The following is a 25,182-nucleotide window of genomic DNA, read 5'->3' on the forward strand; positions in this document are numbered from 1 at the left end:
GAGCGACGCACGTGGCGAGGGTAAGCCCTTCGTTCGCGTGTGCCCTCCCGCGTTCGCGACCGGCTCGCTCGAGGGCGCGGTGCGGGCGGGGCTGAGAGTAAAGGATTTTCACTCTTCGGAGCCTAGTCGAGGTATGCTCCGGTGGATCTTCGCGCTGTTGCTCATCCCGTTTCTCGACGCCGTGTTGCTCGCGGTGATCGTTACCCAGTTCGGGTTCCTCAGCTGGGTCGGGATGATCCTCCTCGTCGTCCTGACGGGCCTGGTCGGGATGTTGCTCGTCCGTGCGGAAGGCCGACGGACGATCCGGAAGATGCAACGGTCGATGGCCGAGGGAACCCCACCGACGAACGAACTGCTCGACGGCGGGCTGTTGATCGCCGCTGGCGCGTTCCTGTTGACGCCCGGGCTGGTGACCGACGCCATCGGGTTCCTGCTCGCCGTTCCGCTGACCCGGATCCCGATCCGTGCCGCGCTCAAGCGGTTCGTGATCGTCCCCTACGCGGACAAGAAGACGGGCGGGTTCGCCAGCGGCGGCGTCTGGACGTTCGGGTTCCCGGAGGGTGGACCCGGCCAGGAACGGACCGAGTCGGCTGATAGCGGAACGTACGACCTCGGTGAGGATGCATACTCCGTCGCCGGCGACGACGAGGACGCCTACACGATCGATTTCGGCGACGAACGGACGGACGATGCGGACGACGAGCCAGACGACGATCCCCTCGGTCGGTAGCGGTTCGCACGGGTCCGGGAGAAAGAAACGTTTAAACGTTCCACCGGGCAACTACCGAGTGCGACGAAGGAGCGGCGGGCCAATAGCTCAATTAGGTTGAGCGCCACTCTGATAAGGTGGAGGCTCTCGGTTCAAATCCGAGTTGGCCCATACTTTTGCGGCGAGCAATTTCGCGAGCCGTAAGTATTGAATCCAACTCGGATTTGAACCCTGGAAGTCGCATGCCCACAGCCGAACGGAGTGAGGCGAGCAGGACCGTCTTCCTCCGGTTCAAATCCGAGTTGGCCCATATTTTTGCGGCGAGCGATTTCGCGAGTCGAGCCGGCGACTGACCTGTCTCTCGAGTTCCGTCCCGACGAGCCTCTCGTCGCTTTCGATGGATCGAGTGCGCTCGCCCTCGAGTTTAAATACGAACGCGGGGCCAGACCTCCCATGATCGACGACGCGATCCGCGTGCTCGCGGGTGACTGCACCGTCATCGCCGAAGACAGCGACCGGGAGGAGTATCGCGGACGAGTCACGACGATCGTCAAGCCGGACAACACCGTCCTCGTCCACGATATCGACGGCTACCAGCCCGTCGCGTGGCTGACGCGGGCCGACAGCGTCTCGAGCGATCGCAGGGACGGCTTCACGCTCGTGGCGAAAAAGGACACGCAGACGCTGCGGATCGCCGCCCACGAACGGGAGGGGTTCGCCCATTACCCCTCCTCCGCGGCCGGCACGCCCGTGGGCACGTGTCCCGACTGCGGGGGCGCGCTCGTGCGCTCGAGTGGCGTCCACTGCGTCGGCTGTGGCGATCGGTACGGCGTGCCGGCGGACGCGACGGTTCGGGACGAACAGTGCGACTGTGACTGCGGGCTCCCGAAAATGCGGGTCGAGCGCGGCCTCGCGTTCAACGTCTGTCTCGATCGCGGCTGTGAGTCCCTCGACGCGGCGGTCAAACAGGCGTTCGACCGCGAGTGGCCGTGTCCGGCCCCGGACTGTGACGGCGACCTGCGGATCCTCCGCCGCGGCGGACTCATCGCCGGTTGCGAACACTACCCCGACTGCGATACCGGCTTCGCCGTTCCCGCCGGCGTCGTCGACGGCGAATGCGGCTGCGGGCTCCCGACGTTCGAAACCGCCAGCGGCATCCGCTGTCTCGACGCGACCTGCGACCGTGCGCTCGAGGCCCCACTCGAGACGGAATCCGCGGCCGACGACTGACCGTCCGAGCGCGAGTGGGACGTCGCGGTACGGTCGTCCGGCCAGCAGCCGATCCCAGCCGACGAGGGATCGATCCGCAGCCACTTAGTGCCAGCCAGTCAAAACCCGGCTATGTCACTCGAGGGGCGGTTCGAGACGGACGAGGGTGTCGTCTACGTGGGGGGCGATGCGCGCCAGCGGTATCACGACTCGCGGGGGTATGGCTATCCGCTCGAGGGCAACGAGATCGCGCTCGCGCCCGTCGAGGCGGCGCACCTGCTCTACCGGGGGGACCTCGAGCGGGTCGTCCACGGAGAAAGCGGCGAGCGATTGGGATTCAGGGAATTCGTTTCCCGCGAACCCGGCGACGATTTCGGCGTCCGGTTTCTCGTCTACGCGGATCTGCGCTCGCGGGGGTTTTACCTCTCGCCGAACGCGGAGCCGTGGGTGCCGGACCCGCCCGGCGGCGAGGCGGACTTCGCGGTCTTCCCCCGTGGGAAGGGGCCCCGCGACGGCGAGATCGCCTACGCCCTGCGGATCGTCGGCGAGCGAACCGATATCCCCGCCGCCGAACTTCGGCCGGGCGTCCTGGCGGTCGTCGACGAGGAGAGCGAAATCACGTACTTCGAGGTCGGACGCCGGGATCCGACCGGAACGTCCGGTTCCGACGCCACGCTCCCCGAGGCCTGCGAAGCCGACCTCCTCGCCGATCGGGTCGTGGTCTGGGAGCCGCCGACCTCCCTCTACGAGCACACGTTCTACGGCCAACCTCTCGAGGGCCGGGAGTACGACGAGCCGACGCTGCAGTGTTCCCTGCTCGAGGCGGCCTATCTCGCCGAGCGGGGAGCGATCGATCTCGAATCCGAAACGGTCCGCGAGCGGGGCCGCGAGGTCGAGGGGGAACGGTTCGATCGGCGACTGATCGTCTACACGGCCCTGCGGGAACGCGGGGTCGTTCCGAAAACGGGCTACAAATTCGGTGCGGATTTCCGGACCTACGCCGACGTGGACTCCGTCGAGAACCTCGGCCACTCCGAACTACTCGTTCGGGTCCATCCGGCGGGATACGTCTTCGAACCCCGCGATCTGGCGCTGGACGTTCGGCTCGCCCACGGCGTCCGGAAGACGATGGTGTTCGCGCTGGTCGATCCCGAGGCGGGGATCGAGTGGTGGTCCCTCGAGCGACTGACCCCCTGATCGGTCCTCGAGTCGGACGTCTACTCCCGCGAGCGGGAGCCTGATCGACGGGCGAATCGTGGTGTCCGATAGTCTGAAAACCCCAACGGCCGAGGATCGGAGCATGCAACTCGAGGTGATCGGCGTCGGCGGCGCGGGCTGTCGGATCGCCGATGCGATCCGGGCGGCGGAGCCGGCGGACCACTCGTTTCTCACTGACGTCTTCGCGTTCGACACCGACGCGGACGACCTCGCGCGAACCGTCATTCCCGAGTCACATCGGTTTCAGTACGGCGAGGACGCGAGCGATCCCGACGCCGGCCTCGAGCGAGGGCTGGCGATCGGCCAGGAGTCCGTCGACGAACTGCTCGGGGCGCTCGAGGGGGGTCGGGGGACCTCGCTGGCGGCCGACGCCGTGCTCCTCACGGTCGGTCTCGGGGGGGCGACCGGCGGCGGCACGGCTCCCGCACTCGTCGCGGCGCTGCAGCGTCGATACGACGCGCCGGTCTACGTCCTCGCGACGCTGCCTGCCGACCGGGAGTTCGACGCGGAGGCCGAGACGTCGAGTGCTGGCCATCGAACGAGCGATCACGCCGACGACGGGCCACCGCGGCCCGACGCGGCAGCGAACGCGATCGAGAGTCTCGAGCGACTCGACGGGCTCGCGAGCGCGATCATCGCGTTCGATACCGACGCGTGGCTCCGCCCTGGCGAAGGGCTCGTCGACGGTCGCGATCGCTGTAACCGCAACCTGGCGACGCGAGTTGCGGCCGTCTTCGCCAGCGGTGGCGATTCGGACGGTGCGGTCGCCCAGACGGTCATCGATACGAGCGACGTCCGCCGCATTCTGGGTGACGAGTCGGCCATCGTCACGCTCGGATACGGCGAGCAGACGGTCGAAACGAGCGGCTCGCGGTTCGGCCTCGGCCTCCTGCCGTCGGAGCCCGACGTCGAGACGAGCGAGGCAGTCAGTGCCATCGAGACCGTGGTCCGCAAGGGGATCCGCGGCAAGCACACCCTCGAGTGTGATCCCGTGACGGCCGAGCGCGGCCTGTTGATCGTCGGTGGGCCGCCGGCGTGGCTCAACCGCCGGGCGATCGCCGAGGGGCGACGAACGCTCGAGTCGGCCATCGGCGGCTCGGGAATCCTCGGCGGCGACGCGCCCCGACCGGACGGCGATCGCGTCTTCGCGGCGGTCGTCTTCGCGGGCGTGAAATCGGATCGACTCGAAGAATTACGGGCTGCGGCCGACTGACCTCGATGTCGGCCGCCGGCGGCCGCGAAACCGCTACCCGAACGCCTCGAGGAATCGCGTTCCCAGCACGACTTCCGTCCCCGCTAGCCCGACCGAGCAAAACAGTGTGAGATCGTCGTCGTTCGAACGACCCAGGTGGGGCTCCTCGAGGATGTCGGCGAGTTCGACCAGGCGCTCGCGATGCTCGTCGGTCGCGATGTGGGGCCGATCGTAGTCGTCGACCTGTGGGATCGAATCGGTGGCGACGACGTCGGCGCGGTCGACGACCGCGAGCGGGAGTTCGTGGCCGTCTCGGAACCGCGGGCCGATCGTCGTGACGTGGGTGCCGGCCTCGAGCCAGCCGGGATCGAAGACCGGCTCCTCGCTGTCGGTCGCACAGACGAGCGCGTCCGCCTTGCGGACGACCGGTTCGGGATCGTCGACCGCACGGACCGGTGGCCCGACCTCGGCGGCGACCATCTCCGCGAACGACGCCCGGCTCTGGGCCGTCGGACTGTAGACCAGTACCTCGTTGAAGTCGCGGGCGGCACACGCCGCGCCGACCTGCGCTCGAGCCTGGTGTCCCGAGCCGAGGATTCCGAGTGTCTCGCCGTCAGCGCGGGCGAGAGCGTCGATCGCCACCCCGCCGATGCCGCCCGTTCGGAGCCTGCCGATCGCGTGACCGACGAACAGCCCCTCGAACCTGCCCGTCGTCGAATCGAGGACCGCGACCAGTTCTGTGTGGCCGTCGCCGCTCGTGTAGGTCTCGTAGAGCCGGAAGCCGGCCGCGTTGACCGGGCCGGTTGCGGCCCCCGCAGTGAAGACGAGATCGCCCTCGCCGGCGTCGACGTGCCAGCGCGGCGGGGCCTCGAGCGTCCCCGCGGCCCGCATGGCGTCGACGACCTGCTGGTAGTCGAACTGCGAGTAGACATCGCCGTCCCTCAGAACGGGAAAATCGGTCATGATCGTCGCATTACTCGGGGAGACCATAACAAGTGTGGGGCGGAGGCCGTTCGTGAACTCCTCCGGTTCGCCCGGAATCGCGGCCCCGTCGTGCTCGAGCGGCTTTTCGTACCAGTAGTCGGTAATACGGTTTCTTTATTCGGAGTTAGACGTGAAATCCACGTTCAGTATAGGTCAAGCAGTTGTCGCTGCGATTACTGGTCTCTCTACAATTTGTTAAAATCCGCCTGCGGACTATAGAACGTCTTTGCAGCACTCGACTTCTATTGGTTTCACTCAGTTACCTGTGAGTGAACTGTTTTGACGAGAGCGGTGGACACCCAATTCATCAAGAACAAGATGTATTCGAAAGCAATAGACTACTCACGTGCATCTGAATATCGGGCTTCATCGCAAACTCGAGTGACCGTTTGTGCTCCACAAGTACCAAATCGATCCAGTCGTTAATCCCAGGTCAGGTGGTTGATCTCGGACACGACCCGCTCAGAAATCGGTCCGTCTCATTTTATTGTTGATAAAATAATACTTCTCCGACATTCCAAATCTATTTTAATCGCCCAATTGTACTCGCAATAGTTATGACTGCCCAAGAAAACGTTGAGATTCTCCGAGAATCGATCGAACTGCACAATGACCCCGAAACGCGCGATCAGTACCTTGATGACTACAGTGAAGACCTCGTACTACACGGGGCTAACGCCGAGAGCTACGAGGAGTTGGCGGCCTTCTACGAGACTGTCTGGGAGGCAATCCCTGATCTGAAAGTGACACTTGAAAGTGTAATCGCCGAGGATGACGAGGTTGCGGTACGGTACTCCTGGGAGGGAACGCACGCTGTTACAGGCGAGGAAGTGTCCCTGGAAAGCGGCCTAACGTGGTACCGGTTCGAAGACGGTAAAATCGTCGAACGCTGGGTCGCCTCGGGAACCGGCGGTGCGATTCGAGATGTCATCGAACCGTAACTGACTCTACTCATCCGATTTGGTGCCCGCGCGTTCGCCGGCCTCGTCCCTGCTCGCGGATCGTCGCTGGCTGCGGGCCGATCGTCACCCCGTGAATTTCCAGTTCCCACCCTCTTTAGTTTCGCTGAGCGAATATTTCGGCGTCGGCGAAGCCGAAGGCTTTTGCGCGCTGGCGCGTCAAAACGCACCTAATGACCGGAGACGACCCACTCGAGGAGGAGTCCGGGGAACCGACGACCGGGGAACCGCTGACCGATGGAGGTGCCGCTGGTGCCGACGACATGGCACTGGACCCCTGGGGATCTTCGAGCGTCTCCGACTACCGCAAACTGTTCGAGGAGTTCGGCATCGAGGAGTTCGACGAAATACTCGAGCAGGTGCCAAACCCCCACTACCTGATGCGTCGGGGCGTCATCTTCGGCCACCGGGACTACCGCCCGGTCGCGCAGGCCCTGCAAAACGACGAGCCGGCCGCCGTTCTGTCGGGGTTCATGCCCACCGGCGATCCACACATCGGGCACAAGCTGGTCTTCGACGAGATCATCTGGCACCAGGAGCAGGGAGCCGACGCCTACGGCCTGATCGCCGACCTCGAGGCCAACTCGGCCCGCGGGCTGAGCTGGGACGAGATCGACGAGCACGCGCGTAACTACCTCCTCTCGTTGCTCGCGCTCGGCTTCGACCCCGAGGAGGGGGAACTCTACCGACAGTCGACCAACCGCGAGGTGCAGGATCTGGCCTTCGATCTGGGCGCGGAGGCGAACTTCTCGGAGTTCCAGGCGATCTACGGGTTCGACGGCGAGACCGACGTTTCCCACATGCAGTCGGTCGTCACCCAGATGGCCGACATCCTCTACCCGCAACTCGAGGAGCCGAAACCGACCGTGATCCCGGTCGGCCCGGACCAGGATCCCCACGTCCGGCTGGCCCGTGACCTCGCCGAGCGAATGCGCTTTTTCAAGGTCTCGAAGGCCTACGCGAGCTTCGAACTCGACGACGACGAGCGCACACTCGTCGCCGACTTCTACGAGCGACTCGACCCCGCCGACTTCGACGACGATACCCTTCGGTGCGTCCACGTCGCCGAGGCGCTCGAGGAGACGCCGCTGTCGGACCTGGACGTAAGCGCGGACGCGCTGAGTTCGGCCCTGACGAAATTGAACGAAGCCGGCATGGAGCCGGTCCGCCACCGGACCCGCTTTTTCGATCGGCGGGCGACCGACGACGCCTTCGACGCGCTGATCGACGCCATCGAGGGCGAGAAACGGGTCTACGAGAGCCACGTCGACGCCTTCGAGATCGACCGCGCCGCGGCCGAGGAACTCGCCCGGGAGGTCGAGGTCGACAACGGCGGCTACGGCTTTCAGCCCCCCTCGTCGATCTATCACCGCTTTATGACCGGGCTGACCGGCGGCAAGATGTCCTCCTCGATCCCGGCGAGCCACATCTCGCTGCTCGACGATCCCGAAGACGGCTACGACAAGGTCAAGGCGGCGACGACCGGCGGCCGCGAGACCGCCGAGGAACAACGCGAGAAGGGCGGAAAGGCCGACGAGTGTCCCGTCTACGAACTCTACGCCTATCTGCTGGCCGGGGACGACGACGAGTTCGCAAAACGGGTCTACGACGAGTGCGTCGGCGGCGAACGGCTCTGTGGCGACTGCAAGGAGCAGGCAGCCCAGCTCATGCGGGAGTTCCTCGCGGAACACCAGGAGAAACGCGAGGAGGTCGAAGACCTGCTCGAGGACGCCGATATCGAACTCGAGTCACCGCGACGGTGACCGAGCGCGGAGACGGCGCTCGAATCCGAGGACGGTGCTCGGTCGTGCTCAATCGATCTCGGTAGCGTCGGTGAATTCGAACCGAGCGCCGCCGGCGGCGCTCTCGACGAGCCGGAGCTCCCAGCCGTGTGCCTCAGCGATCGTCTCGACGATCGCGAGGCCGAACCCGGTCCCAGTGGACGTCGTCGAATAGCCGTTGTCGAACACGCGCTGGCGTTCGTCCGGCGGGATCCCGCGACCGTCGTCCTCGACGTAGAACCCGTCGTCGAGTCCGCCGACGGTGACCGTGATCTCATCGTCGCCGTGTTCCGTGGCGTCCTGTCGGGTCTGCGAGTCGGGGTTCGTGGGGCCGTGTTCGATGGCGTTTCGGAACAGGTTCTCCAGCAGCTGGCGCGCTCGTCCCTCGTCGGCGTGAATCGTCACCGAACCGTCGAATCGAAGGGACCCAGCGTTCGTTTCGACGGTTCGCCAGCAGTCGGCCGCGAGCCGTTGTAGATCGACGGCCGCGAGCGAGTCGACGTGCTCGCCCTGTCGTGCGAGGGCCAACAGGTCCTCGATGAGTCCGTCCATTCGGTCGATCGCGTCACGGCAGTGATCGAACTGTTCCGCATCGCCCGTTTCCGCGGCCATCTCCAGCGAGCCCGCGAGGACGTTCAACGGGTTCCGGAGGTCGTGGCTCACGATGCTGGCGAACCGCTCGAGTTGGTCGTTCGTGCGCTCGAGTTCGCGCTCGCGTCGCTTGCGTTCGGTGATGTCGTGGGCGGAGGCGATGAGCGAAACCACGTCGTCCTCGTCGTTCGTGACCGGACGGATCGTCCCGACGACGGTGAACGTATCGGCCTCCTTGCCGGCGTGTTCGCGCTCGTATTCGACGTATTCGCCGTTCGCCGCGCGGTCGATCCACCGACGGAGGTCCTCCCTTGCGCCGTCGTCCCACCAGGGCGTCTCCCAGAACGGCTCGCCCCGTATCGCCGCGTGGTCGGACTCGACGTACGTCATCGCGGTCCGGTTGACCCGACGGACCGTCCCGTCGGGATCGAGCAGTGCGGCGAGCATCTTCGGGTCCTCGAAGACGGCCTCGAATCGTCGTTCGGACCGCTGTAACTCCCGTCTTCGATCGTCGAGTTCGGTGATATCCCGTCCCTCCGGGACGAGCAGCGTTACGGTTCCCTGTTCGTCCCGAACGGGACGGATCGAAAAGTCGATGATCGCGGTTTCGTCCGCGCCCTGTACTTCGATCTTCCGGCGGACGAACTCACCGCCGGCGGCCCGTTCGACGTCCGCTTTCGTCTGCCGCTGGAGTGACTCCGAACGACGGAACCAGTAGGCCTCCCAGATGGGGGTTCCGATGACCGCGTCACGGTCGATGCCGCCGAACTCGAGCGCGGCGTCGTTGGCCTCGATCACCGTCCCGTCGGGCTCGAGCAATCCCGTGAACTGGTAGGTTCGGTTGAAGATCGATTCGTACCGGTCGTCTCCCGCCCCGTCCGTGACGGCGGGAACGGAGCCGGAGGGGCTGCCGTCGGGGTCGTCGCTGGAGTCGACGCGACCGTGCTGACTCCCGGACCGGTCGACACGATGGCGATCCCCGTCTCGCTGGGCCGAGGCCGACTGTCGGTTTCGTAAGGCGAGCGATTGACGCCGACGGACGAGCAGGGACTGCAGTCGACGCCGGAAGGTCGCGCTATCGAGTGGCGTCCGGAGGACCGCATCGACGAGTATCGGGTCGTCGCTGGTGTGGGGATCCGGCAGCGACATCGCATCCGCTCGCGGATCGCAACGTATCACTACGACGGGGCAAAACGCCGGTCGTCGGGCGCGCCGTCGCAACTCCGACTCGTACGTGGCAAAGCGGTCGGCCTCGACGACGACCAGATCCGCATCCGAAACGGATCGGTCGGTCGTGAGTTCGTACCGGTCGGTCAGCAGGTCCCGGACCGTCGTTCGACACCCGTCGTCCCCGATCAGTAGCTGTATCGTCTCGCAATCGTCGGGTCGCCGTTGGATCGTCTCCTCGTCGTGTGACGTCCGTTCGGTCATGGAGCGCCGAGACGTCGGTTCGACTCGTTCGCGAACCGTCCTCGAGAGAGCCGTCGATTCTCACCCCATCGTTCGGCACGGCCGCTTTCCCAGCCCGGAATCCGAGCGAGATACCCCTTCGAATCGGTCATCGTCGGTGTAGACGGAATCGAGCGTCTTGGACGTTGTGGCAGCGACCCCCCCGGAGTGACCGGTCGTCGAGCGGCGACTCGCGGAGACGTCGGCTGTGCTCGCGGTGACGGGTCCGTGTCTGACGAAGATATATACGGTCAGTTGTGAATACGAAAAATGGTGATGGCTCGGCCCGCCCGCGATCCGACCGACGACCTGCTGGTCGCTGCCGACGTCCTCGGATCGTTCGGTGTCACGGCGACGGATCTCGCCGGCGAGCCGGCCGAGGAGAACGGCCTCGAGGACGCAGTGGCCGACGTCCTTTCGACGGGCGTCGATCGGACGGCGGTGCTCCGGCGGACCATCGCGCGAAGCGACCGTGGAATCGACTGTACGGCGCGGTACTCACGGGCTGATCTCGAGGCGGAACTCGAGGCCGCCTTCGAGGCGATCGGCTGGTCGTTCGCGAGTTCGGCCACGTCCGGGAGACTGGAACTGACCGCGACCGATCCCCACGGGCGGAGCCGCGAGGCGACAGTTACCTATCCCGAAACGCCCCTCGCATCCGATAACCTCCCCGCGGTCCTGTGGACGATCACCGAGACGGTCCTCGCCGGGACCGACGCACGGTTCGTCCTCCTCTCGTCGGGCGTCGATCGCTGGCGTGGCGCGCTGGCGGCCGAACCCGAACTCGAGCGACTCCGCGAGCGGTACGGACCGCGGATCGAGGCGTTCGATCGTCCGCTGTGTCCCGAGTACGGACTCGCGGCGTACGTTCCCGGGGCGGAACCCGACGGGTCGTCGGCACTCGGAGCCGATAGCCACGGTTTCGAACCCCACGACGACCCCTGGCCACCGTGGGCACTCGAGTACGAGACCCACGGACGAAGCGACCCGGATCCCGGGAGCGTCGACTCCCTCATCGAGGACGCCGAGCCGTCTTCGGCGGCGACCGACTCGACCCGGCCGTCGACCTCGGAGGCGTCCACGTCGGACGAGCGACGCGAAATCGACGGCTTCGAACTCCGCGGCGCGCCGTCGGTTTCGCGGACCCGTCCTGAGGGGTCGACCGAGACGGGCGACTCCGGACGGTCGTCGGGCGACTCGAGTCGCCCCGATCGATCGGCGGGGGCCGACGAGTCGTCGACGCGGACGACCGAGTTCGGGACGCTGTCGGGATCGACCACGACCACGCGCGTCGAGAACGACTCGTTCGGGACGGATCTCGACCCCCAGTCCGAGGACGACCGTTACCGTGCCGTCGGTGCGGCGCTCGATGCCGGTGGAACGGTCTCCGTTCGAGGCTTGCTCGAGGACGACGAGTTCCTCCCGGAGCTACCGGCCGTCGAGCCCACCGAGACCCGTATCGAGTTCGACGACGAGTGTGCCCCCGTCGAGCCCCCCGATGCGACCGCAGCGGCCGAGGAGTCGGGATTCGAGTGGGTCGAGACGGGCTCGCTCGAGACGATGCGGCTCTCGGATGGATAGTCCTGCCGTGTGGTAGCTCACATCACAACGTTTTTACGCCGCTCACGAGTGGCCTCGAGTATGGCAGCCGAATCCCAGGTTCGTGCCAGTGACGGCACCCGACCACAGCGACCGCGATCGGGATTCGGTTTCTTCTTCGCCCGGTGACCCGGGCCGGTGGACTCGCGAGCCCTCACATCGAGTGCTCGCGGCGAAACCGACCGTTCGAGGCCCCAGCGGGGAGCCGTCCCCGCACAGTATCGGAACCGCTAACTAACCGACACGCAGGGATACGAACAAGCGAATGCAACTGCCAGCACAACAGGTCGCGGTCTTGGAGACCGCGAACGCGGACGAGGCAACGTCCGTCGACGCCCTCGCCGCGGCGACCGAACTCCCGCCCGAAACCGTCACCGGGGCCGTCTTCGAACTCGAGGACGAGGGACTGGTCGCCGTCAGCGAACGCGTCGACGAAACGGTCACGCTCACCGACGAGGGACACGACTACGCCGAGACGGGACTGCCCGAGATCCGACTCTACGAGGCCGCCCTCGAGGCCGGTGCCGACGCCGACCCCGTCTCGATGGGGCAGGTCATCGGTGCGTCGGGGCTTGAGGGCGGTGCGGTCGACATCGCGCTCTCGAACTACGCGCGCAAGGGCTACGGCGTCATCGACAGCGGCGAGCTCACCGCCGATGCCGACGCGGATCCGGACGCCGACGCGGAGGCGAACGCGCTCGCGGCGCTCGACGACGTGGACGATGCGCCGGTCGATAGCGTCGCCGTCGACGAGGACATTATCGACCAGCTCGAGCGCCGCGGCCTGCTCGAGCGCCGCGAGTCGACGGTCCGCGAGGTAACCCTGACCGAGCGCGCGGTGACGGAGCTGATGGCGGGGATCGAGACGGCCGAGACGGTCGGTCAGGTCACGCCGGAGCTACTCACCAGCGGCGAGTGGGAGGACGTCGAGTTCTCCGAGTACAACGTCGAGGCCGACGCCGAGCGCTTCGACGGCGGCAAGGTCCACATCCTGCGCCAGACTGCCGAGCGCGTCAAAGACGTCCTCGTCGGCATGGGCTTCCAGGAGATGGAAGGCCCCCACGTCGACGCGGACTTCTGGATCAACGACTGCCTGTTCATGCCCCAGGACCATCCCGCACGCACCCACTGGGACCGGTTCGCCCTCGAGCAGCCGACCCACATCGACGACCTCCCCGACGACCTCGTCGACCGCGTCGAGCGCGCCCACAAAGAAGGCGTCGGCCCGGACGGCGAGGGGTATCACTCGCCGTGGGACGAGGACTTCGCGCGGGCGCTCGCGCTGCGCGGGCACACCACGTCGCTGTCGACGCGCTATCTCTCCGGCGAGGAGATCGGCGATCTCGAGCCGCCACAGCGGTACTTCAGCGTCGAGAAGGTGTACCGCAACGACACGCTCGACCCGACGCATCTGCTCGAGTTCTTCCAGATCGAGGGCTGGGTGATGGCCGAGGACCTCTCGGTGCGCGATCTGATGGGAACCTTCGAGGAGTTCTACGCCCAGTTCGGGATCACGGACATCCAGTTCAAACCCCACTACAACCCCTACACGGAGCCGAGTTTCGAGCTGTTTGGCACCCACCCGACGACCGGCGAACTCGTCGAGATCGGCAACTCGGGGATCTTCCGCGAGGAGATGCTCGAGCCGCTGGGCGTCGAGTGTGACGTGATGGCCTGGGGACTCGCTCTCGAGCGACTGCTCATGCTGATGTACGGCTTCGAGGACATCCGCGACATCCACGGGACGCTGTGTGACCTGGAACTGCTGCGCGAAACGGAGGTGACCTACTGATGCCCACGGTCGATATCGACCCCGACGAACTGCGTGACCTGACCGGCCACGACGAGAAGAGCGACGAAGAGCTACAGGAAGACCTGTTCGGGCTCGGCCTCGAGTTCGAGGGACGGACGGAGGACGGCGAGTTCGAACTCGAGTTCGCACCCGACCGGCTCGATCGACTCTCCGTCGAGGGCGTCGCCCGCTCGATGCGCTACCAGTACGGCGACGCACGCGGGGTACACGTCCCCTCGCCCAACTCTCCCGACTGGACGATCGAGGTCGCGGCGTCGGTCCCCGACGAGCGTCCATACGTCACCGGCGCGGTGATCCGCGACGTCGATCTCGACGAGGAGGCCCTCGAGTCGCTCATCCAACTCCAGGAGAAGCTCCACGCGACGATGGGCCGCAAGCGCGCGAAGGGTGCGATCGGGATCCACGACCTGACGATGCTGAAGGGCACCGCTGCGACGGAGGGCAACCCGACGATCCAGTACGTCGGCGTCGAACCGGACGAGGACCGGTTCGTCCCCCTCGACTCCGATCAGGAGATGACGCCGGCGGACGTGCTCGAGGACCACGGGACGGGCCAGACCTACGCCGATCTCGTCAGCGAGTACGACCGCTATCCCGCGATCTACGACAGCATCGGTCTGTTCTCGTTCCCGCCGGTCATCAACGGCCGGCGCACCGAGGTGTCGACGGACTCGCGGGACCTGTTCGTCGAGATGACCGGCACCGATCAGTGGACGATCGACAAGATGCTGAACATCGTCTGCTACGCGCTGTCGGCTCGGGGAGCCACGCTCGAGGAGGTGACGGTCGAGTATCCGGATAGCGAGTCCGCGAACGCGGACTCGAACGGGAGCCGGACTGCGTCCGGCGGACGCGAGCTCGTCCGGCCCGACCTCTCGATGAAGACGAAGACGGTCGCCCACGACCGCATCGAGACCATCCTCGGCATCGGGCTCGATCCCGACGACGTGATCGACCTCGCCGAGCGGTCGGGGCTCGAGGCGGCGAAAGAAGAGAACGAGAACGCCGATCTCGTCTACGAGGTCACTATCCCGCCCTACCGCGTCGACGTGCTCCACCCGCTGGACGTCATCGACGACCTCGGGCGGGCCTACGGCTTCAACGAACTCGAGCCTCGCTACCCCGACGTGGGGACCGTCGGCGGCCGCCACGAGCGCTCCCGACTCGAGCGCGCGGTCCGTGAGGGCCTCGTCGGCCTGGGCTTCGAGGACCTGCTGAACTTCCACATGATCAGCGAGGAAGAGAACTACGACCGGCTCGACGTGGCCCCCGGTGACGACGTCTACGGGGCCGGCGAGCCGGCGACGATCAAAGAGCCCTACAGCGAGGACTTCACCATGCTGCGGACCTGGGTCATGCCGTCGCTGTTGATGGTCCTCGAGCGCAACACCCACCGCTCGTACCCGCAGAACCTCGCCGAGATCGGCTTCGCGGCCGCGGTCGACGAGAGCGAAAACACCGGCGTCAGCGAGGGTCGCCGCGTCGGGGCCGTCCTCGCCCACCACGACGCCGGCTACGAGGACGCCAAGGCACGGCTGCAGGCGCTCGCCCGCAACTTCGACGTCGACCTCGAGACGCCCCCCACCGACCACCCGACCTTCATTTCGGGTCGAACCGCGGCGGTCGTCATCGACGGCGAGGAAGTCGGCGTCATCGGCGAGGTCCACCCGAAGGTGCTCGTCGAACACGACCTCGAGGTGCCGGTGTCGGCCTTCGAGTTCGACCTCGAGGCGCTCCGATAGGGCCGGGAACGAAGCGAGCGGTTCTTTTTCGGCCGGCTGTCTCGAGGGACTCCGCTGACCGCGGGCGTCGCGACGAACGCCAGAAGCAGGGGCTGTCGTGCGAAGACTCGTGGCGCGGGAACCGATAGTAGCCACCGAAGGTCACTGCACATCTAATCGCGCGACAGCGTTGCGATTAGTGCGTCAATCGTTTCAACGGCTACTACCGTCGTCGGCGTCGACCGCGGCCTGTGTCTCCGCGAGCGTGAAGTTCCCCTCGTAGAGCGCGCTGCCGACGACGACCGCAGCGGCACCGGCGTCCGCCAGCTCTCGCACGTCCGCGAGCGTCGCGACGCCGCCGCTGGCGATCACGGGGATATCCGTCGCCGCGACCAGTTCGCGGACGGGGTCGGTCGCGACGCCCTCGAGTCGCCCCTCGACGTCGACGTTCGTAAAGAGGATCGCGGCGGCCCCGAGCTCCGCGTAGCGTTCGGCGGCCTCGACCGGACTGATTCCCGCGCCTTCGGTCCATCCCTCGACGACGACCTCGCCGTCTTTCGCGTCGAGGCTGACGACCACGCTGTCGGGGTGGGTCTCGCTGATTTCGGCGACGATCTCGGGGTGTTCGACTGCTGCAGTGCCGAGGATGACGCGGTCGACGCCCCGCTCGAGCAGATCGATCGCACCCTCGGCGGTGCGGATCCCACCGCCGAGCTGGGTCGGCACGTCGACGGCGTCGATCACCGCGTCGATGGCGTCGGCGTTCGCCCGTTCACCCTCGAACGCGCCGTCGAGGTCGACGAGGTGGAGCGTCGTCGCGCCGGCGTCGATCCACCGCCGGGCCGCCTCGACGGGATCGCCGTAGGTCGTCTCCGTCCCCCGCTCTCCCTGGACGAGCTGGACGACCTCGCCGTCCTGGATGTCGACCGCCGGAATCACCTCGAAGCTCCCGAACCGACCGCTCGCGTCGTCGTTCATACTCGAGTGGGCGAGGCCGGCGCGAGTAAAAGCGACGGTTTCGCCGAACGACCACCGTCCTTCCACTGTCCGCGTTCGCGCCCGCAGTAACGTTCCTCGCGCTGATGAGTACGAGACGGTCGTGATCGGCAGTCACGGGGAACCGTCGCGGAACGGCTGTTCGTCGGGAACGTCGCTGAAATGCCCGTTCGCCGGTCGCCGGTGCCGGTCGTAGTCGTTCGGTGAGTGGAGTGCAGTTCGAACGGTCCCACTGACTGATGGTTGCCGACGCTGACGCGAATAGGCGCGCTTTTACGGTCGGATCGCATGACTATCGAACGTGCCGGAAGTACTACTTATCGTCGGGATCCTCACCGCGATCTTCGTCGGCTACAATATTGGCGGATCGACGACCGGTCCCGCCTTCGGCCCAGCCGTCGGCGCGAACGTGATCACGAAGGTGATGGCTGCCGGGCTGATGTCTGTCTTCTTCTTCATCGGAGCCTACACCATCGGCCCGAACGTCGTCGATACGCTCGGTACGGATCTCGTCAACGACACGTCGATCTTTACGCTCCGATCGAACGTCGCCGTGCTCTTCTTTATCGGCGGCGCGTTGTTCGTCGGCAACTACGCGGGCGTTCCCGCGTCGACGTCGATGACTGCAGTCGGGGCGATCGCCGCGCTCGGGCTCGCAACGGGCGAACTCAACTGGGATATACTCGGCGAGATCGCCGTCTGGTGGATCGTCGCGCCGATCCTCGGGTTCTGGGTCGCCGGCGTCGTCGGCCGGTACTTCTACCCCCGGATCAACGCCTGGGTCGCGATCGAAAGCAAAGAGGGCGGCCGACCGATGGTCTCGGTCGATCGGTCGGGACTCGTCCCGCGACTCCAGTTCGGGGTCGACGCCAATCGGCGGGAGATCACCGGTGCGCTGGTCGTCGTTGCGATCGGCTGTCTGATGGGATTCTCGTCGGGGACGAGCAACATCGCCAACGCGATCGCGCCGATCTACGGGACCGGTGACGTCGATATGGTGCCGCTGATCCTGATCGGCTCGGCGGCGGTCGCGGTCGGCTGTTTCACCATCGCTCGCCGCACCCTCGACACCCTCGGCAACGACATCACGCACCTTCCGCTGACGGCCGCGATCGTCGTCGCCGTCATCAGTTCGGGGATCGTCATCGGTCTCTCGTCGATCGGCATCCCCGCGAGCTTCGTCGTCATCGCGACGATGAGTATCGTCGGGCTGGGCTGGGGACGAGCGACCCGCACGACGACGCTGTCCGGTGTCAGAGCCGGCGAGGAGACCCGCGTCTCGGTCGGCGCACTGACCGCCGATGAGGAAGGTGAACGCTCCCCCAAGATCGGCGAGGAAGAGCCGGCGGACATCCCGAAAGCGTCGGACCTGTTCGATCCCTCGACGACGGCCCGTGTGATCCTCATGCAAAACGTCGTACCGGCCATCTCGACGGTCGGAGCCTACCTCACCTTCCGATTCGTCCCGGTCTTCGGGTTCTAATCGGTTGGCGAACACCTCGAGACCGGCTCGCTGTCGTAACGGCCCCCTATCGCCCCCTCGACGGGAGCGAACGGGGAGAGGCATCAGATATTTTAGATCCGGCAAGGGATACGCCGTCCCTACGAATACGTTCGGACATTTCTTTTTCTCTTCCGTTTGCCCACTATTCTTGTAACGAACTATCGAATTCTTGCCTTCGAATTGGTCAATTCCGGCTCAAAGACAATTTAGGACTGAACAGCAAGCTATACCAGTGCGGGACTCGAATCGCCGGATGATGCCCACGGTAGAATACCTCAACTACGAAGTACTGGACGATCAGGGCTGGGACATGGACGACGACGACCTCTTCGAACAGGCTGCCGACGCTGGCCTCGACGATGAGGACTACGGCACGCTCGACGTCGCCGAGGGCGAATACATCCTCGAGGCGGCCGAAGCACAGGGCTACGACTGGCCCTTCTCGTGTCGCGCCGGTGCCTGTGCGAACTGTGCCGCGATCGTCTTCGAGGGCGAGATCGAGATGGACATGCAGCAGATCCTCTCGGACGAGGAAGTCGAGGACAAAAACGTCCGCTTGACCTGCATCGGATCGGCCGAGACCGACGAGGTCAAGATCGTCTACAACGCAAAGCACCTCGACTACCTGCAGAACCGCGTCATCTAAGCAACAGCAGTTAACGATTGGTAACAGCCGGGGCGCGGTTCATCACCTCGGTCTCATGTTTTTGCGCCTTCGATAGCGACACTGCTCCCTCGGTTGCTCGACAGTCGAAACGGTGGTGTGTCTCTCTATGACTTGGGACGAGCAGGTGATGGGAGGCGTGGGCCGTGTTTAGACGCTAGTAATATTGCCTCTATGTCGGGAATTCTAGGAAATGAAGCGAGCACAGGTGGATGTGCACTCCAAACTGGCCCGCTTCACCGAACGATGCGTCGAATTGTCTCAAAAAGCTGTCGGAAGCGGTTCAACAGAACCTCTCAGCAAAGGAAAAGATGGCTACGCTGATTGGGTGATCGTAGCGATCCACGGTCTTCGAGAATACCTCGATCACTCCTACCGACGGTTGCTAGACGTTCTTCGAGAAATGCCTGCTATTGTCGCCAAACTCGGCCTTTCACCGGATGAGCTGCCGGACTTCACCACCGTTTGTGCTCGAAAACAAGATCTCAAGATGCCCGTCTGGCGGATGCTGTTGCAGCTGTCGGCGGAACTGTTCGATACCGGAGAGGTACAAGCAATCGACTCAACCAGCATCGCTCATCGCTCGTCCAGCCATAACTACGCAAAGCGCGTCAAAGGAACGTTTGAGTCGGTCAAAGCCACTATTCTCGTAGACTGTTCTACGCGAGCTATTCTCGACGTACACTGCTCGATGAACCTACCACACGACACGCAGATTGCGTGGCAAGTCCTGAAAAGAAACCTCAGCAACGTGGAAACTATCGTTGCTGACAAAGGGTTTGATTGGGATGAACTTCGGCAGATGCTGCGAAATGAGGGGATTAGACCGGTGATCAAGCATCGTGAGTTCTATTCGCTGGACGCCGCACACAATGCTCGGATTGATGATGAAACCTACCATCAACGATCTATCGCAGAATCGATGTTTTTCGCGTTGCGCAAGCGATTCGGTTCAACACTTAAGGCAAGAACGTGGTTTGGACAGTTCCGAGAACTCGTCCTTAAGGCCGCCGTCAGAAACATTGAACAATCGCTCAGGGCCTAACTCAGATGATTTCCACCGTCTAAACAAGACCGGAGGCGTGTATTCAGCACCGCTCTCTCAAATTTAGCATCGATCGAACGAGAGGGGGTATACGGCATAGTCAGCACCCAGCTGAAGCGATTTCCACCGAAATCTAGTCTTCAGACACTGCCCGGGTCGGCGTTTCTGTCGCAGGGGAAGGTGGCTCGTGTGTGCCGAAATCGGGGTGGGTCTCCTCCATCCAGACGTACACGATCGCCCCGGAGATGAACATCAGGATCGCAGTCATGTAGAACGCAGCCTCGGCGTTCACGAACTGCATCGAGAGGCCGATCGAGATCGCACCGACTCCGTAGCCGGAGTCCCGCCACATCCGGTACACGCCCATTCCAGCCGACCGCCACGTCGGGTGGGCTGCGTCGCTAGGGACCGTCATCAGGTTTGGATACAGCAACGCCATACCCAACCCGGAGGCGGCGGCCAGAGCGGCCCACGGGAGATACCCATCGACGAACACCATCCCGAGGACGCCGGCCCCTGCGAGGAACATTCCCCAGATCACGGGAGGGCGGCGGCCGATACGGTCTGCAAGCCCTCCGGTCGCGATCTGGAGGAAATACATCGCGCTGTGGACGCCGACGACGACACCGACTGCTGCGATGCCGAGCCCCTGGCTCGTGAGATACAGCGGCACTGCGATCCAGAACAGGGTATCGACGAAGTTCTCGATGTGACCAGCCTGTGCCGCGGCGAACAAGGTCCTGTCCCCGTACGTTGCTCGCTTCAGCACCTCGCGAAACGGGAGATTCGCATCGTGGTGATCATCGTCACCTTCGGCCTGTGCGTACTGGACGGTTTCCGTGATCAGGAAGATCGAGATGAGGAACGCCAGCACGACGACCACCGCGAGGAAGTAGAACGGTTCGGGACGGAGACTCCACTGGCCAGCGATGACGCCCGTAATCCACGCACCGACGGCGACGCCGGAGTAGCCAAACGCCTCGTCGATACCGACTGCGAGACCGCGCTGGTCGGGACCTGCGAGGTCGATTTTGGCGTTGATCGCCATGCTCCAGGTCAGTGCCTGGTTGATGCCGAGGAGGATGTTCCCGACCGTGATCCAGCCCCAACTGGGAGCGACGATGAGAATAACCGGGAGGGGCAACGCGGTTGCCCACCCGAGGATGAGGACTGGCTTGCGGCCGTACTCTTCGCCCCACTTCCCGGCGTAGAGGTTGAGCAAGGCCTTGACGAACCCGAACGAGGCGACGAACGAGCCGATGACCAGAAAGGACTCGACGCCGAGTACGTCCTCGCCCAGAACGGGCACGACGGTGCGCTCGGACCCGATAGTCAGCCCGGTGGCGAACACTAACAGAACGTGCAAAGAGAACTGTCCGAGGTGCTCGCGGATCCCCTGCTTGAGTTCAGTTGTCGTACCCATCGATTACTCGGCCGCGCAGTTGTTGGGCCCCAGTTCCAAATCGGCCAGTTCGTCTGCAGGAATCGATTCCTGACCGACGTTCGTTCGCTTGACGCGCTCGAAATTCGGCGGATGTTCCGGGATGTCCGAAGCGAGTTCTCGGACGAATTCCTCACGGTCGCGTTCGAGATCCTCGTTCCGTTCTCTCACCTCGCCGAGGGTCGCCGTCACCGGCGGATCGGGAGAGCCAGGATCGTGCGCCGGTAAGACGACAGTGTCGTCCGATCGGTCCAGCAACCGCTGGAGGCTCTCGTAGAGCGTCGCGGCGTTTCCTTCGATGTCGGCGTCTTCGATCCCGGCTTCGACGCCGAGTTCGACGCGACCCACGCTCGTGTGGAAGAGCGTATCCCCCGTAATTAACGCTGCACCACCGATATCGAACGAGACGCTCCCCTCGCTGTGTCCCGGCGTGTGGATGACCTCGAGATCGAGCTGGCCGACCGTCACGGTTTGCCCCTCCTCGACGGGCGTTGCGTCGATAGCGAGCGCGTCCTCGGGATGGAGATAGTACGGCACGCCGTGACGGTCGGCGAGTTCCCCAGCGCCCGAAACGTGGTCTGCGTGTGCGTGCGTGTCGAAGACGCCAACGAGTTCGGCGTCGTAGTCCTCGAGAATCGCTTCGTATTCCTCGAGATACTGCGACGGATCGAACACGACGGCGTCTCCGTCCGAGATGAGGACGTGCGAGAGGCAGCCTTTCCCCGGACGTGCAACCTGAACGAGCGTGTCATCGAGATCGACAGGAACGGGTGCGTGCCGGTGGACACGACTCCAGCCGTTCATCCCGTCCGTGAGCGTCTCGGCGTCGTACTCGAGTTCCTGCAGCACGTCCGTTGCGGTTTGCGACACGATGCCTGCAGTACAGACGGTAACGATCTCCATCCCATCTGGAAGGTCTCCGAGGGCGTCCTTTGCCGCGTTCGGGTCGTCGGTTAGTTGGTCGTAGACGTCGACGTTAACGCTGTCCGGAATATGCCAGTCGTCGTACTCCTCTTCGTGGCGAATATCAAGCACGAGCAGGCCGTCGTCGCCGGCCTGTAACCGTTCACTGAGCTTTTCAGGGCGTATCTCTGACATCGGTAGTCACTCGTACGAGAAGTAGTAGAATATGGGTAGTGCGGGACATGACCGGCACCGTTAATTTTCTTCAGACCATTTCTACGTGTATGAGCCTTTACGAGGCCTCGTTTCGGGTCAAACACGAGTGTCCGTACCGAGAAATCTCGGAGCAGTACCCGGACCTCACGATCCGTGAGTGGTACCTGAGCGACTGCCAAGTGATCGAAATCACCTCCTCGGAATCTCCGGCCGACGAATTACTCGAGGAAATCGATCAGTTGGGGACGATCCTCCACAGATCGATCGACGAGTCCGGCCTCCACGTCGTCACGCAGTCCTGTCTCTGTTCGTTAGAGGGCTCGATCATCGAACGGTTCGAGGAGTACAATTGCCTGTACCAGCCGCCGACGATTCATCGCCAGGGCTGGGAGCACTATACGATCATCGCGTTCGACGAGAGTGATATTCAGGCGCTCCATCACGATTTGGAGGCCGACCGTGATATCGAAGTGCTCTCGAAGACGGCGATTACGGAACAGCAAATCCCTCACAGTATGTTGGCTCCGGTCGATCAGTTGTTCGAAGACGTGACCGAACGGCAGATGGCGGCGCTTCGACTGGCGCTCGAAAGTGGATACTACGAACAACCACGGAAGACGTCGCTCCGGGACTTAGCCGATCGGACGGCCGTTGCTCGATCGACGTACGAGGAACACCTTCGAAAGGCAGAGAACAAACTGCTCACCAACGCGGGACAGTTCTTGCGACTGGTCACCGCGACCTCGTCGGCCGATCCGCTACAAATAAAAAAGACAGGGCAGGCGGACCAGGCTGCCGACTAACTGAACGTGTGTCTTCGGAAACAGAGTCTTTGACTAACCGATAGTAAGCACCTTATCTGCCTTCTCGATGATTCGGAGACAGTCTTCCATCGTTGCACGAGGCCTGAGGTCGTCCGCTTCGAGGTCGCGAGAATCGAGACACGTCCCGCAGGCGTAGCGCTGTCCCCCGTTTTGGACGTACTTGCGCATCACGCCGTGTGGATTGAACTTCTGGTGTTCCAGGTCCGGTGCCTCGACGCCATCGCCGAGGAGAAAGACTTCGACTGTCTGATCCGAATCAAGCGCCGTGTTTGCGAGACGGAACGCGTTCCAGACACGCTCAGGGTCGTTGGTCTCCAGGATGATACCAAGGTGCATACGAAAGCTTCGGTAGTGCGTTACTTGGGCCCTGGTGGTGATTCTCTCACAGGGGAAACCACGACCACTAATTATCATGGAGAACGGGTCAGAGTCACGTTGAAGCGTTCAAGAACGGATGCTGAGTCCGATACGCTACTACGGCCTCGTTGAAACCCTCCGTCGGTGATCGGTTTCGGGATGTCTGCTGAATACGGAGCGCATATTAGTTACGAGATCGGCGTCGAAGTCAGTTCCAGCGAGGGCGTGTTCCTGCCGTTCAACGGCTCCCGTACCCGTCGAACGGGACTGATGCAGGGGATACCGGCCCACCGTGGTTGACCAATCGTTCAATTAACTTACTCCGCTAGATCTGCTTTCCCGCCCGAATCGACTATATGCCAGAACCATCCGGTATATAGATCCCGACCGAAACTATTAATTGAGAAATCTCTCAACTATATGCCGATGGCACAAGCGACGGACCGGTTACGGCGGTATCTCGAGGACGAACTCGAGGTGTGTCGCAGCGAGGACGTCGAACAGCGGCTCGAGGAACTCGAGACGCTCGAGGCAGCGCTCGGTGGTGATCGGGTCTCGGCCGAACTCGACGTGCTCTCGGCACTGGCAAACGAGACCCGATACACGCTCGTCCGCGTTCTCGTCGCGGCCGAGGAAGAGCTCTGTGTCTGTGAACTGAACGCGGTCGTCGACGTCAGCGAGAGCGGACTCAGCCACGCGCTCTCGGCGCTCGTCGACGCGGGGCTCGTCGACGCCGACAAGGACGGCCGCTGGAAGAAATACCGGGCGACGAACCGGGCGGTCGCCCTCGTGACGGTCCTCGAGGGGAGCGTAACCGATGAGTAACGCGACTCACGAGCACGGACCGGACTGTGGCTGTGAGAGTTGTGGCGATCCGAGTTCGATGGCGTTTCTGGACAAGTATCTCACCCTCTGGATCGTCGCCGCGATGGCCGTCGGCGTCGGGCTCGGATACGTCGCGCCGTCGCTGACCGGGCCGATTCGGGACTTCCATCTCGTCGAGATCGGACTCGTGTTGATGATGTACCCGCCGCTGGCGAAAGCGGACTACTCGCGGCTGCCGACGGTCTTTCGCAACTGGCGCGTGCTCGGACTGAGCCTCGTCCAGAACTGGCTCATCGGGCCGACGCTGATGTTCGGGCTGGCGGTGTTCTTCTTCAGCGGACTCGTGCCCGGCCTGCCCGCTCGTCCCGAGTACTTCCTCGGACTCGTCTTCATCGGGATGGCCCGGTGTATCGCGATGGTGCTCGTCTGGAACGAACTCGCGGAGGGTTCGACCGAGTACGTGACCGGCTGGTCGCGTTCAACAGTCTCTTCCAGATCCTCACCTACGGTGTCTACGTCTGGTTCTTCGGCCTGTTTCTCCCGCCGCTGCTGGGACTGGAGGCGCTCGCCGACGGGATCACGACGTTCAACGTCTCGCCCGAGCAGGTGTTCTTCGCCATCGTGATCTTCCTCGGCATTCCCTTTGCGGGCGGGATCCTCACGCGCTACGTCGGCACCCGGACCAAAGGGAAGGAGTGGTACGACGAGGCGTTCGTGCCGAAAATAGATCCCGTGACGCTCGTCGCGCTGCTGTTTACCGTCGTCGTGATGTTCGCCACGCAGGGCGAGAACATCATCGCCGCGCCGGGTGACGTCCTCCTGATCGCCGTCCCGCTGACGATTTACTTCGTCGTGATGTTCCTCGTGAGCTTCGGTATGGGGCGGGGCATCGGTGCCGACTACTCGACGACGACCGCGATCGGCTTTACGGCTGCATCGAACAACTTCGAACTGGCCATCGCCGTCGCCGTGGCGGTGTTCGGCGTCGGCTCGAGCGTCGCGTTCGCCACCGTCGTTGGCCCGCTCATCGAGGTGCCGGTGTTACTCGCCCTGGTCAACGTCGCGCTGTACTTCCAGCGAAAATTCGACTGGCGCGGCCACGACACCGGTCGCCTCGACGCGACGACGACTGAATCACCGACCGACGACTGACCACCACACTACCCCATTCGTACTCCCACG

Annotated in this window: 21 protein-coding genes, 1 tRNA gene and 2 pseudogenes; 18 read left to right on the forward strand and 6 right to left on the reverse strand. The window is 64.0% G+C overall.

Annotated features, from left to right (window positions below; all coding sequences use genetic code 11):
- The first annotated feature begins 133 nt into the window (after positions 1-133).
- From J0X27_RS09365 to J0X27_RS09385, 5 genes are all read left to right on the forward strand, one after another.
- Positions 134-730 (forward strand): FxsA family protein, encoded by a 597-nt coding sequence (locus tag J0X27_RS09365; RefSeq protein ID WP_207268884.1) that lies wholly within the window; start codon positions 134-136, stop codon positions 728-730.
- A gap of 76 nt (positions 731-806) precedes the next feature.
- Positions 807-880 (forward strand) — tRNA-Ile (locus J0X27_RS09370).
- 282 nt (positions 881-1,162) lie between these two features.
- Complete coding sequence (locus J0X27_RS09375) at positions 1,163-1,939, forward strand: DUF91 domain-containing protein (protein WP_207268885.1); 777 nt, start codon at positions 1,163-1,165, stop codon at positions 1,937-1,939.
- A 111-nt stretch (positions 1,940-2,050) separates the two neighbouring features.
- A complete protein-coding gene (gene endA / locus J0X27_RS09380) occupies positions 2,051-3,115 on the forward strand; it encodes a tRNA-intron lyase (RefSeq protein ID WP_207268886.1) in 1,065 nt (354 codons plus the stop codon).
- Positions 3,116-3,218: 103 nt separating this feature from the next.
- Positions 3,219-4,349: an FtsZ/tubulin family protein gene (locus tag J0X27_RS09385; protein ID WP_207268887.1), complete on the forward strand. Its 1,131-nt coding sequence runs from the start codon at positions 3,219-3,221 to the stop codon at positions 4,347-4,349.
- A gap of 33 nt (positions 4,350-4,382) precedes the next feature.
- On the opposite strand, the gene J0X27_RS09390 is transcribed toward J0X27_RS09385, so the two are convergent.
- Entirely contained in the window at positions 4,383-5,291 is a 909-nt protein-coding gene (locus J0X27_RS09390; RefSeq protein WP_207268888.1) for an ornithine cyclodeaminase family protein, read from the reverse strand.
- Between the two features lie 578 nt (positions 5,292-5,869).
- Here J0X27_RS09390 and J0X27_RS09395 point away from each other — a divergent pair.
- Positions 5,870-6,253 (forward strand): ester cyclase, encoded by a 384-nt coding sequence (locus tag J0X27_RS09395; RefSeq protein ID WP_207268889.1) that lies wholly within the window; start codon positions 5,870-5,872, stop codon positions 6,251-6,253.
- Positions 6,254-6,444: 191 nt separating this feature from the next.
- Entirely contained in the window at positions 6,445-8,034 is a 1,590-nt protein-coding gene (locus J0X27_RS09400; protein ID WP_207268890.1) for a tryptophan--tRNA ligase, read from the forward strand.
- Positions 8,035-8,082: 48 nt separating this feature from the next.
- Here J0X27_RS09400 and J0X27_RS09405 read toward each other — a convergent pair whose 3' ends face one another.
- A complete protein-coding gene (locus tag J0X27_RS09405) occupies positions 8,083-10,074 on the reverse strand; it encodes a sensor histidine kinase (protein ID WP_207268891.1) in 1,992 nt (663 codons plus the stop codon).
- A 294-nt stretch (positions 10,075-10,368) separates the two neighbouring features.
- Between J0X27_RS09405 and J0X27_RS09410 the strand changes: the two genes are divergently transcribed.
- The 3 genes from J0X27_RS09410 to pheT all read left to right on the forward strand — a co-directional run bounded on the left by J0X27_RS09410 (position 10,369) and on the right by pheT (position 15,246).
- A complete protein-coding gene (locus J0X27_RS09410; RefSeq protein WP_425491896.1) occupies positions 10,369-11,673 on the forward strand; it encodes a hypothetical protein in 1,305 nt (434 codons plus the stop codon).
- Positions 11,674-11,956: 283 nt separating this feature from the next.
- Positions 11,957-13,483, forward strand: a complete 1,527-nt coding sequence (gene pheS, locus J0X27_RS09415; protein WP_207268893.1) for a phenylalanine--tRNA ligase subunit alpha — start codon at positions 11,957-11,959, stop codon at positions 13,481-13,483.
- Positions 13,483-15,246, forward strand: coding sequence for a phenylalanine--tRNA ligase subunit beta (pheT, locus tag J0X27_RS09420; protein WP_207268894.1), 1,764 nt, complete (start codon positions 13,483-13,485; stop codon positions 15,244-15,246). The genes pheS and pheT overlap by 1 nt, the downstream gene beginning before the upstream one ends.
- A gap of 192 nt (positions 15,247-15,438) precedes the next feature.
- Here pheT and hisA read toward each other — a convergent pair whose 3' ends face one another.
- Complete coding sequence (hisA, locus tag J0X27_RS09425; protein WP_207268895.1) at positions 15,439-16,203, reverse strand: 1-(5-phosphoribosyl)-5-[(5-phosphoribosylamino)methylideneamino]imidazole-4-carboxamide isomerase; 765 nt, start codon at positions 16,201-16,203, stop codon at positions 15,439-15,441.
- An 82-nt stretch (positions 16,204-16,285) separates the two neighbouring features.
- Between hisA and J0X27_RS17900 the strand changes: the two are divergent.
- From J0X27_RS17900 to J0X27_RS09440, 4 genes and pseudogenes are all read left to right on the forward strand, one after another.
- Positions 16,286-16,428 (forward strand): annotated as a pseudogene (locus J0X27_RS17900) (universal stress protein); the annotation flags it as partial.
- 94 nt (positions 16,429-16,522) lie between these two features.
- The gene (locus J0X27_RS09430; protein WP_207268896.1) at positions 16,523-17,704 is read left to right on the forward strand and encodes an inorganic phosphate transporter; all 1,182 of its coding nucleotides are present in this window, start codon (positions 16,523-16,525) and stop codon (positions 17,702-17,704) included.
- A 277-nt stretch (positions 17,705-17,981) separates the two neighbouring features.
- Entirely contained in the window at positions 17,982-18,371 is a 390-nt protein-coding gene (gene fer / locus J0X27_RS09435; protein WP_097381681.1) for a ferredoxin Fer, read from the forward strand.
- A gap of 232 nt (positions 18,372-18,603) precedes the next feature.
- On the forward strand, positions 18,604-19,434 hold the full coding sequence (locus J0X27_RS09440) for an IS5 family transposase (RefSeq protein ID WP_207272064.1): 831 nt from the start codon (positions 18,604-18,606) through the stop codon (positions 19,432-19,434).
- A 133-nt stretch (positions 19,435-19,567) separates the two neighbouring features.
- On the opposite strand, the gene J0X27_RS09445 is transcribed toward J0X27_RS09440, so the two are convergent.
- The gene (locus J0X27_RS09445; RefSeq protein ID WP_207268897.1) at positions 19,568-20,857 is read right to left on the reverse strand and encodes an MFS transporter; all 1,290 of its coding nucleotides are present in this window, start codon (positions 20,855-20,857) and stop codon (positions 19,568-19,570) included.
- 3 nt (positions 20,858-20,860) lie between these two features.
- On the reverse strand, positions 20,861-21,973 hold the full coding sequence (locus J0X27_RS09450) for an MBL fold metallo-hydrolase (protein ID WP_207268898.1): 1,113 nt from the start codon (positions 21,971-21,973) through the stop codon (positions 20,861-20,863).
- An 89-nt stretch (positions 21,974-22,062) separates the two neighbouring features.
- Here J0X27_RS09450 and J0X27_RS09455 point away from each other — a divergent pair, with 89 nt between their 5' ends.
- Positions 22,063-22,797 carry a helix-turn-helix domain-containing protein gene (locus tag J0X27_RS09455; RefSeq protein WP_207268899.1) on the forward strand — a complete coding sequence of 245 codons (735 nt, stop codon included), beginning with the start codon at positions 22,063-22,065 and terminating at the stop codon, positions 22,795-22,797.
- A gap of 33 nt (positions 22,798-22,830) precedes the next feature.
- Here the strand turns inward: J0X27_RS09455 and J0X27_RS09460 are convergent, their stop codons facing one another.
- Entirely contained in the window at positions 22,831-23,154 is a 324-nt protein-coding gene (locus J0X27_RS09460) for a DsrE family protein (RefSeq protein WP_207268900.1), read from the reverse strand.
- Positions 23,155-23,334: 180 nt separating this feature from the next.
- Here J0X27_RS09460 and J0X27_RS09465 point away from each other — a divergent pair, with 180 nt between their 5' ends.
- The 3 genes and pseudogenes from J0X27_RS09465 (at position 23,335) to arsB (ending at position 25,152) form a co-directional block, all read left to right on the forward strand.
- Positions 23,335-23,475, forward strand: coding sequence for a hypothetical protein (locus J0X27_RS09465; protein WP_207268901.1), 141 nt, complete (start codon positions 23,335-23,337; stop codon positions 23,473-23,475).
- 126 nt (positions 23,476-23,601) lie between these two features.
- On the forward strand, positions 23,602-24,000 hold the full coding sequence (locus J0X27_RS09470) for an ArsR/SmtB family transcription factor (protein WP_207268902.1): 399 nt from the start codon (positions 23,602-23,604) through the stop codon (positions 23,998-24,000).
- Positions 23,993-25,152 (forward strand): annotated as a pseudogene (gene arsB / locus J0X27_RS09475) (ACR3 family arsenite efflux transporter). Before J0X27_RS09470 ends, arsB begins: the two are co-directional and overlap by 8 nt.
- Positions 25,153-25,182 lie beyond the last annotated feature (30 nt).

It is taken from the genome of Natrinema longum (assembly GCF_017352095.1).
In the GTDB taxonomy this organism is placed as follows: Archaea; Halobacteriota; Halobacteria; order Halobacteriales; family Natrialbaceae; genus Natrinema; species Natrinema longum.

Coding starts and splice junctions, on each gene's coding strand:
- J0X27_RS09365 (WP_207268884.1), top strand. CDS start 134: ATGCTCCGGTGGATCTTCGCGCTGTTGCTCATCCCGTTTCTCGACGCC.
- J0X27_RS09375 (WP_207268885.1), top strand. CDS start 1,163: ATGATCGACGACGCGATCCGCGTGCTCGCGGGTGACTGCACCGTCATC.
- endA (WP_207268886.1), top strand. CDS start 2,051: ATGTCACTCGAGGGGCGGTTCGAGACGGACGAGGGTGTCGTCTACGTG.
- J0X27_RS09385 (WP_207268887.1), top strand. CDS start 3,219: ATGCAACTCGAGGTGATCGGCGTCGGCGGCGCGGGCTGTCGGATCGCC.
- J0X27_RS09390 (WP_207268888.1), bottom strand. CDS start 5,291: ATGACCGATTTTCCCGTTCTGAGGGACGGCGATGTCTACTCGCAGTTC.
- J0X27_RS09395 (WP_207268889.1), top strand. CDS start 5,870: ATGACTGCCCAAGAAAACGTTGAGATTCTCCGAGAATCGATCGAACTG.
- J0X27_RS09400 (WP_207268890.1), top strand. CDS start 6,445: ATGACCGGAGACGACCCACTCGAGGAGGAGTCCGGGGAACCGACGACC.
- J0X27_RS09405 (WP_207268891.1), bottom strand. CDS start 10,074: ATGACCGAACGGACGTCACACGACGAGGAGACGATCCAACGGCGACCC.
- J0X27_RS09410 (WP_425491896.1), top strand. CDS start 10,369: ATGGCTCGGCCCGCCCGCGATCCGACCGACGACCTGCTGGTCGCTGCC.
- pheS (WP_207268893.1), top strand. CDS start 11,957: ATGCAACTGCCAGCACAACAGGTCGCGGTCTTGGAGACCGCGAACGCG.
- pheT (WP_207268894.1), top strand. CDS start 13,483: ATGCCCACGGTCGATATCGACCCCGACGAACTGCGTGACCTGACCGGC.
- hisA (WP_207268895.1), bottom strand. CDS start 16,203: ATGAACGACGACGCGAGCGGTCGGTTCGGGAGCTTCGAGGTGATTCCG.
- fer (WP_097381681.1), top strand. CDS start 17,982: ATGCCCACGGTAGAATACCTCAACTACGAAGTACTGGACGATCAGGGC.
- J0X27_RS09445 (WP_207268897.1), bottom strand. CDS start 20,857: ATGGGTACGACAACTGAACTCAAGCAGGGGATCCGCGAGCACCTCGGA.
- J0X27_RS09450 (WP_207268898.1), bottom strand. CDS start 21,973: ATGTCAGAGATACGCCCTGAAAAGCTCAGTGAACGGTTACAGGCCGGC.
- J0X27_RS09455 (WP_207268899.1), top strand. CDS start 22,063: ATGAGCCTTTACGAGGCCTCGTTTCGGGTCAAACACGAGTGTCCGTAC.
- J0X27_RS09460 (WP_207268900.1), bottom strand. CDS start 23,154: ATGCACCTTGGTATCATCCTGGAGACCAACGACCCTGAGCGTGTCTGG.
- J0X27_RS09465 (WP_207268901.1), top strand. CDS start 23,335: ATGTCTGCTGAATACGGAGCGCATATTAGTTACGAGATCGGCGTCGAA.
- J0X27_RS09470 (WP_207268902.1), top strand. CDS start 23,602: ATGGCACAAGCGACGGACCGGTTACGGCGGTATCTCGAGGACGAACTC.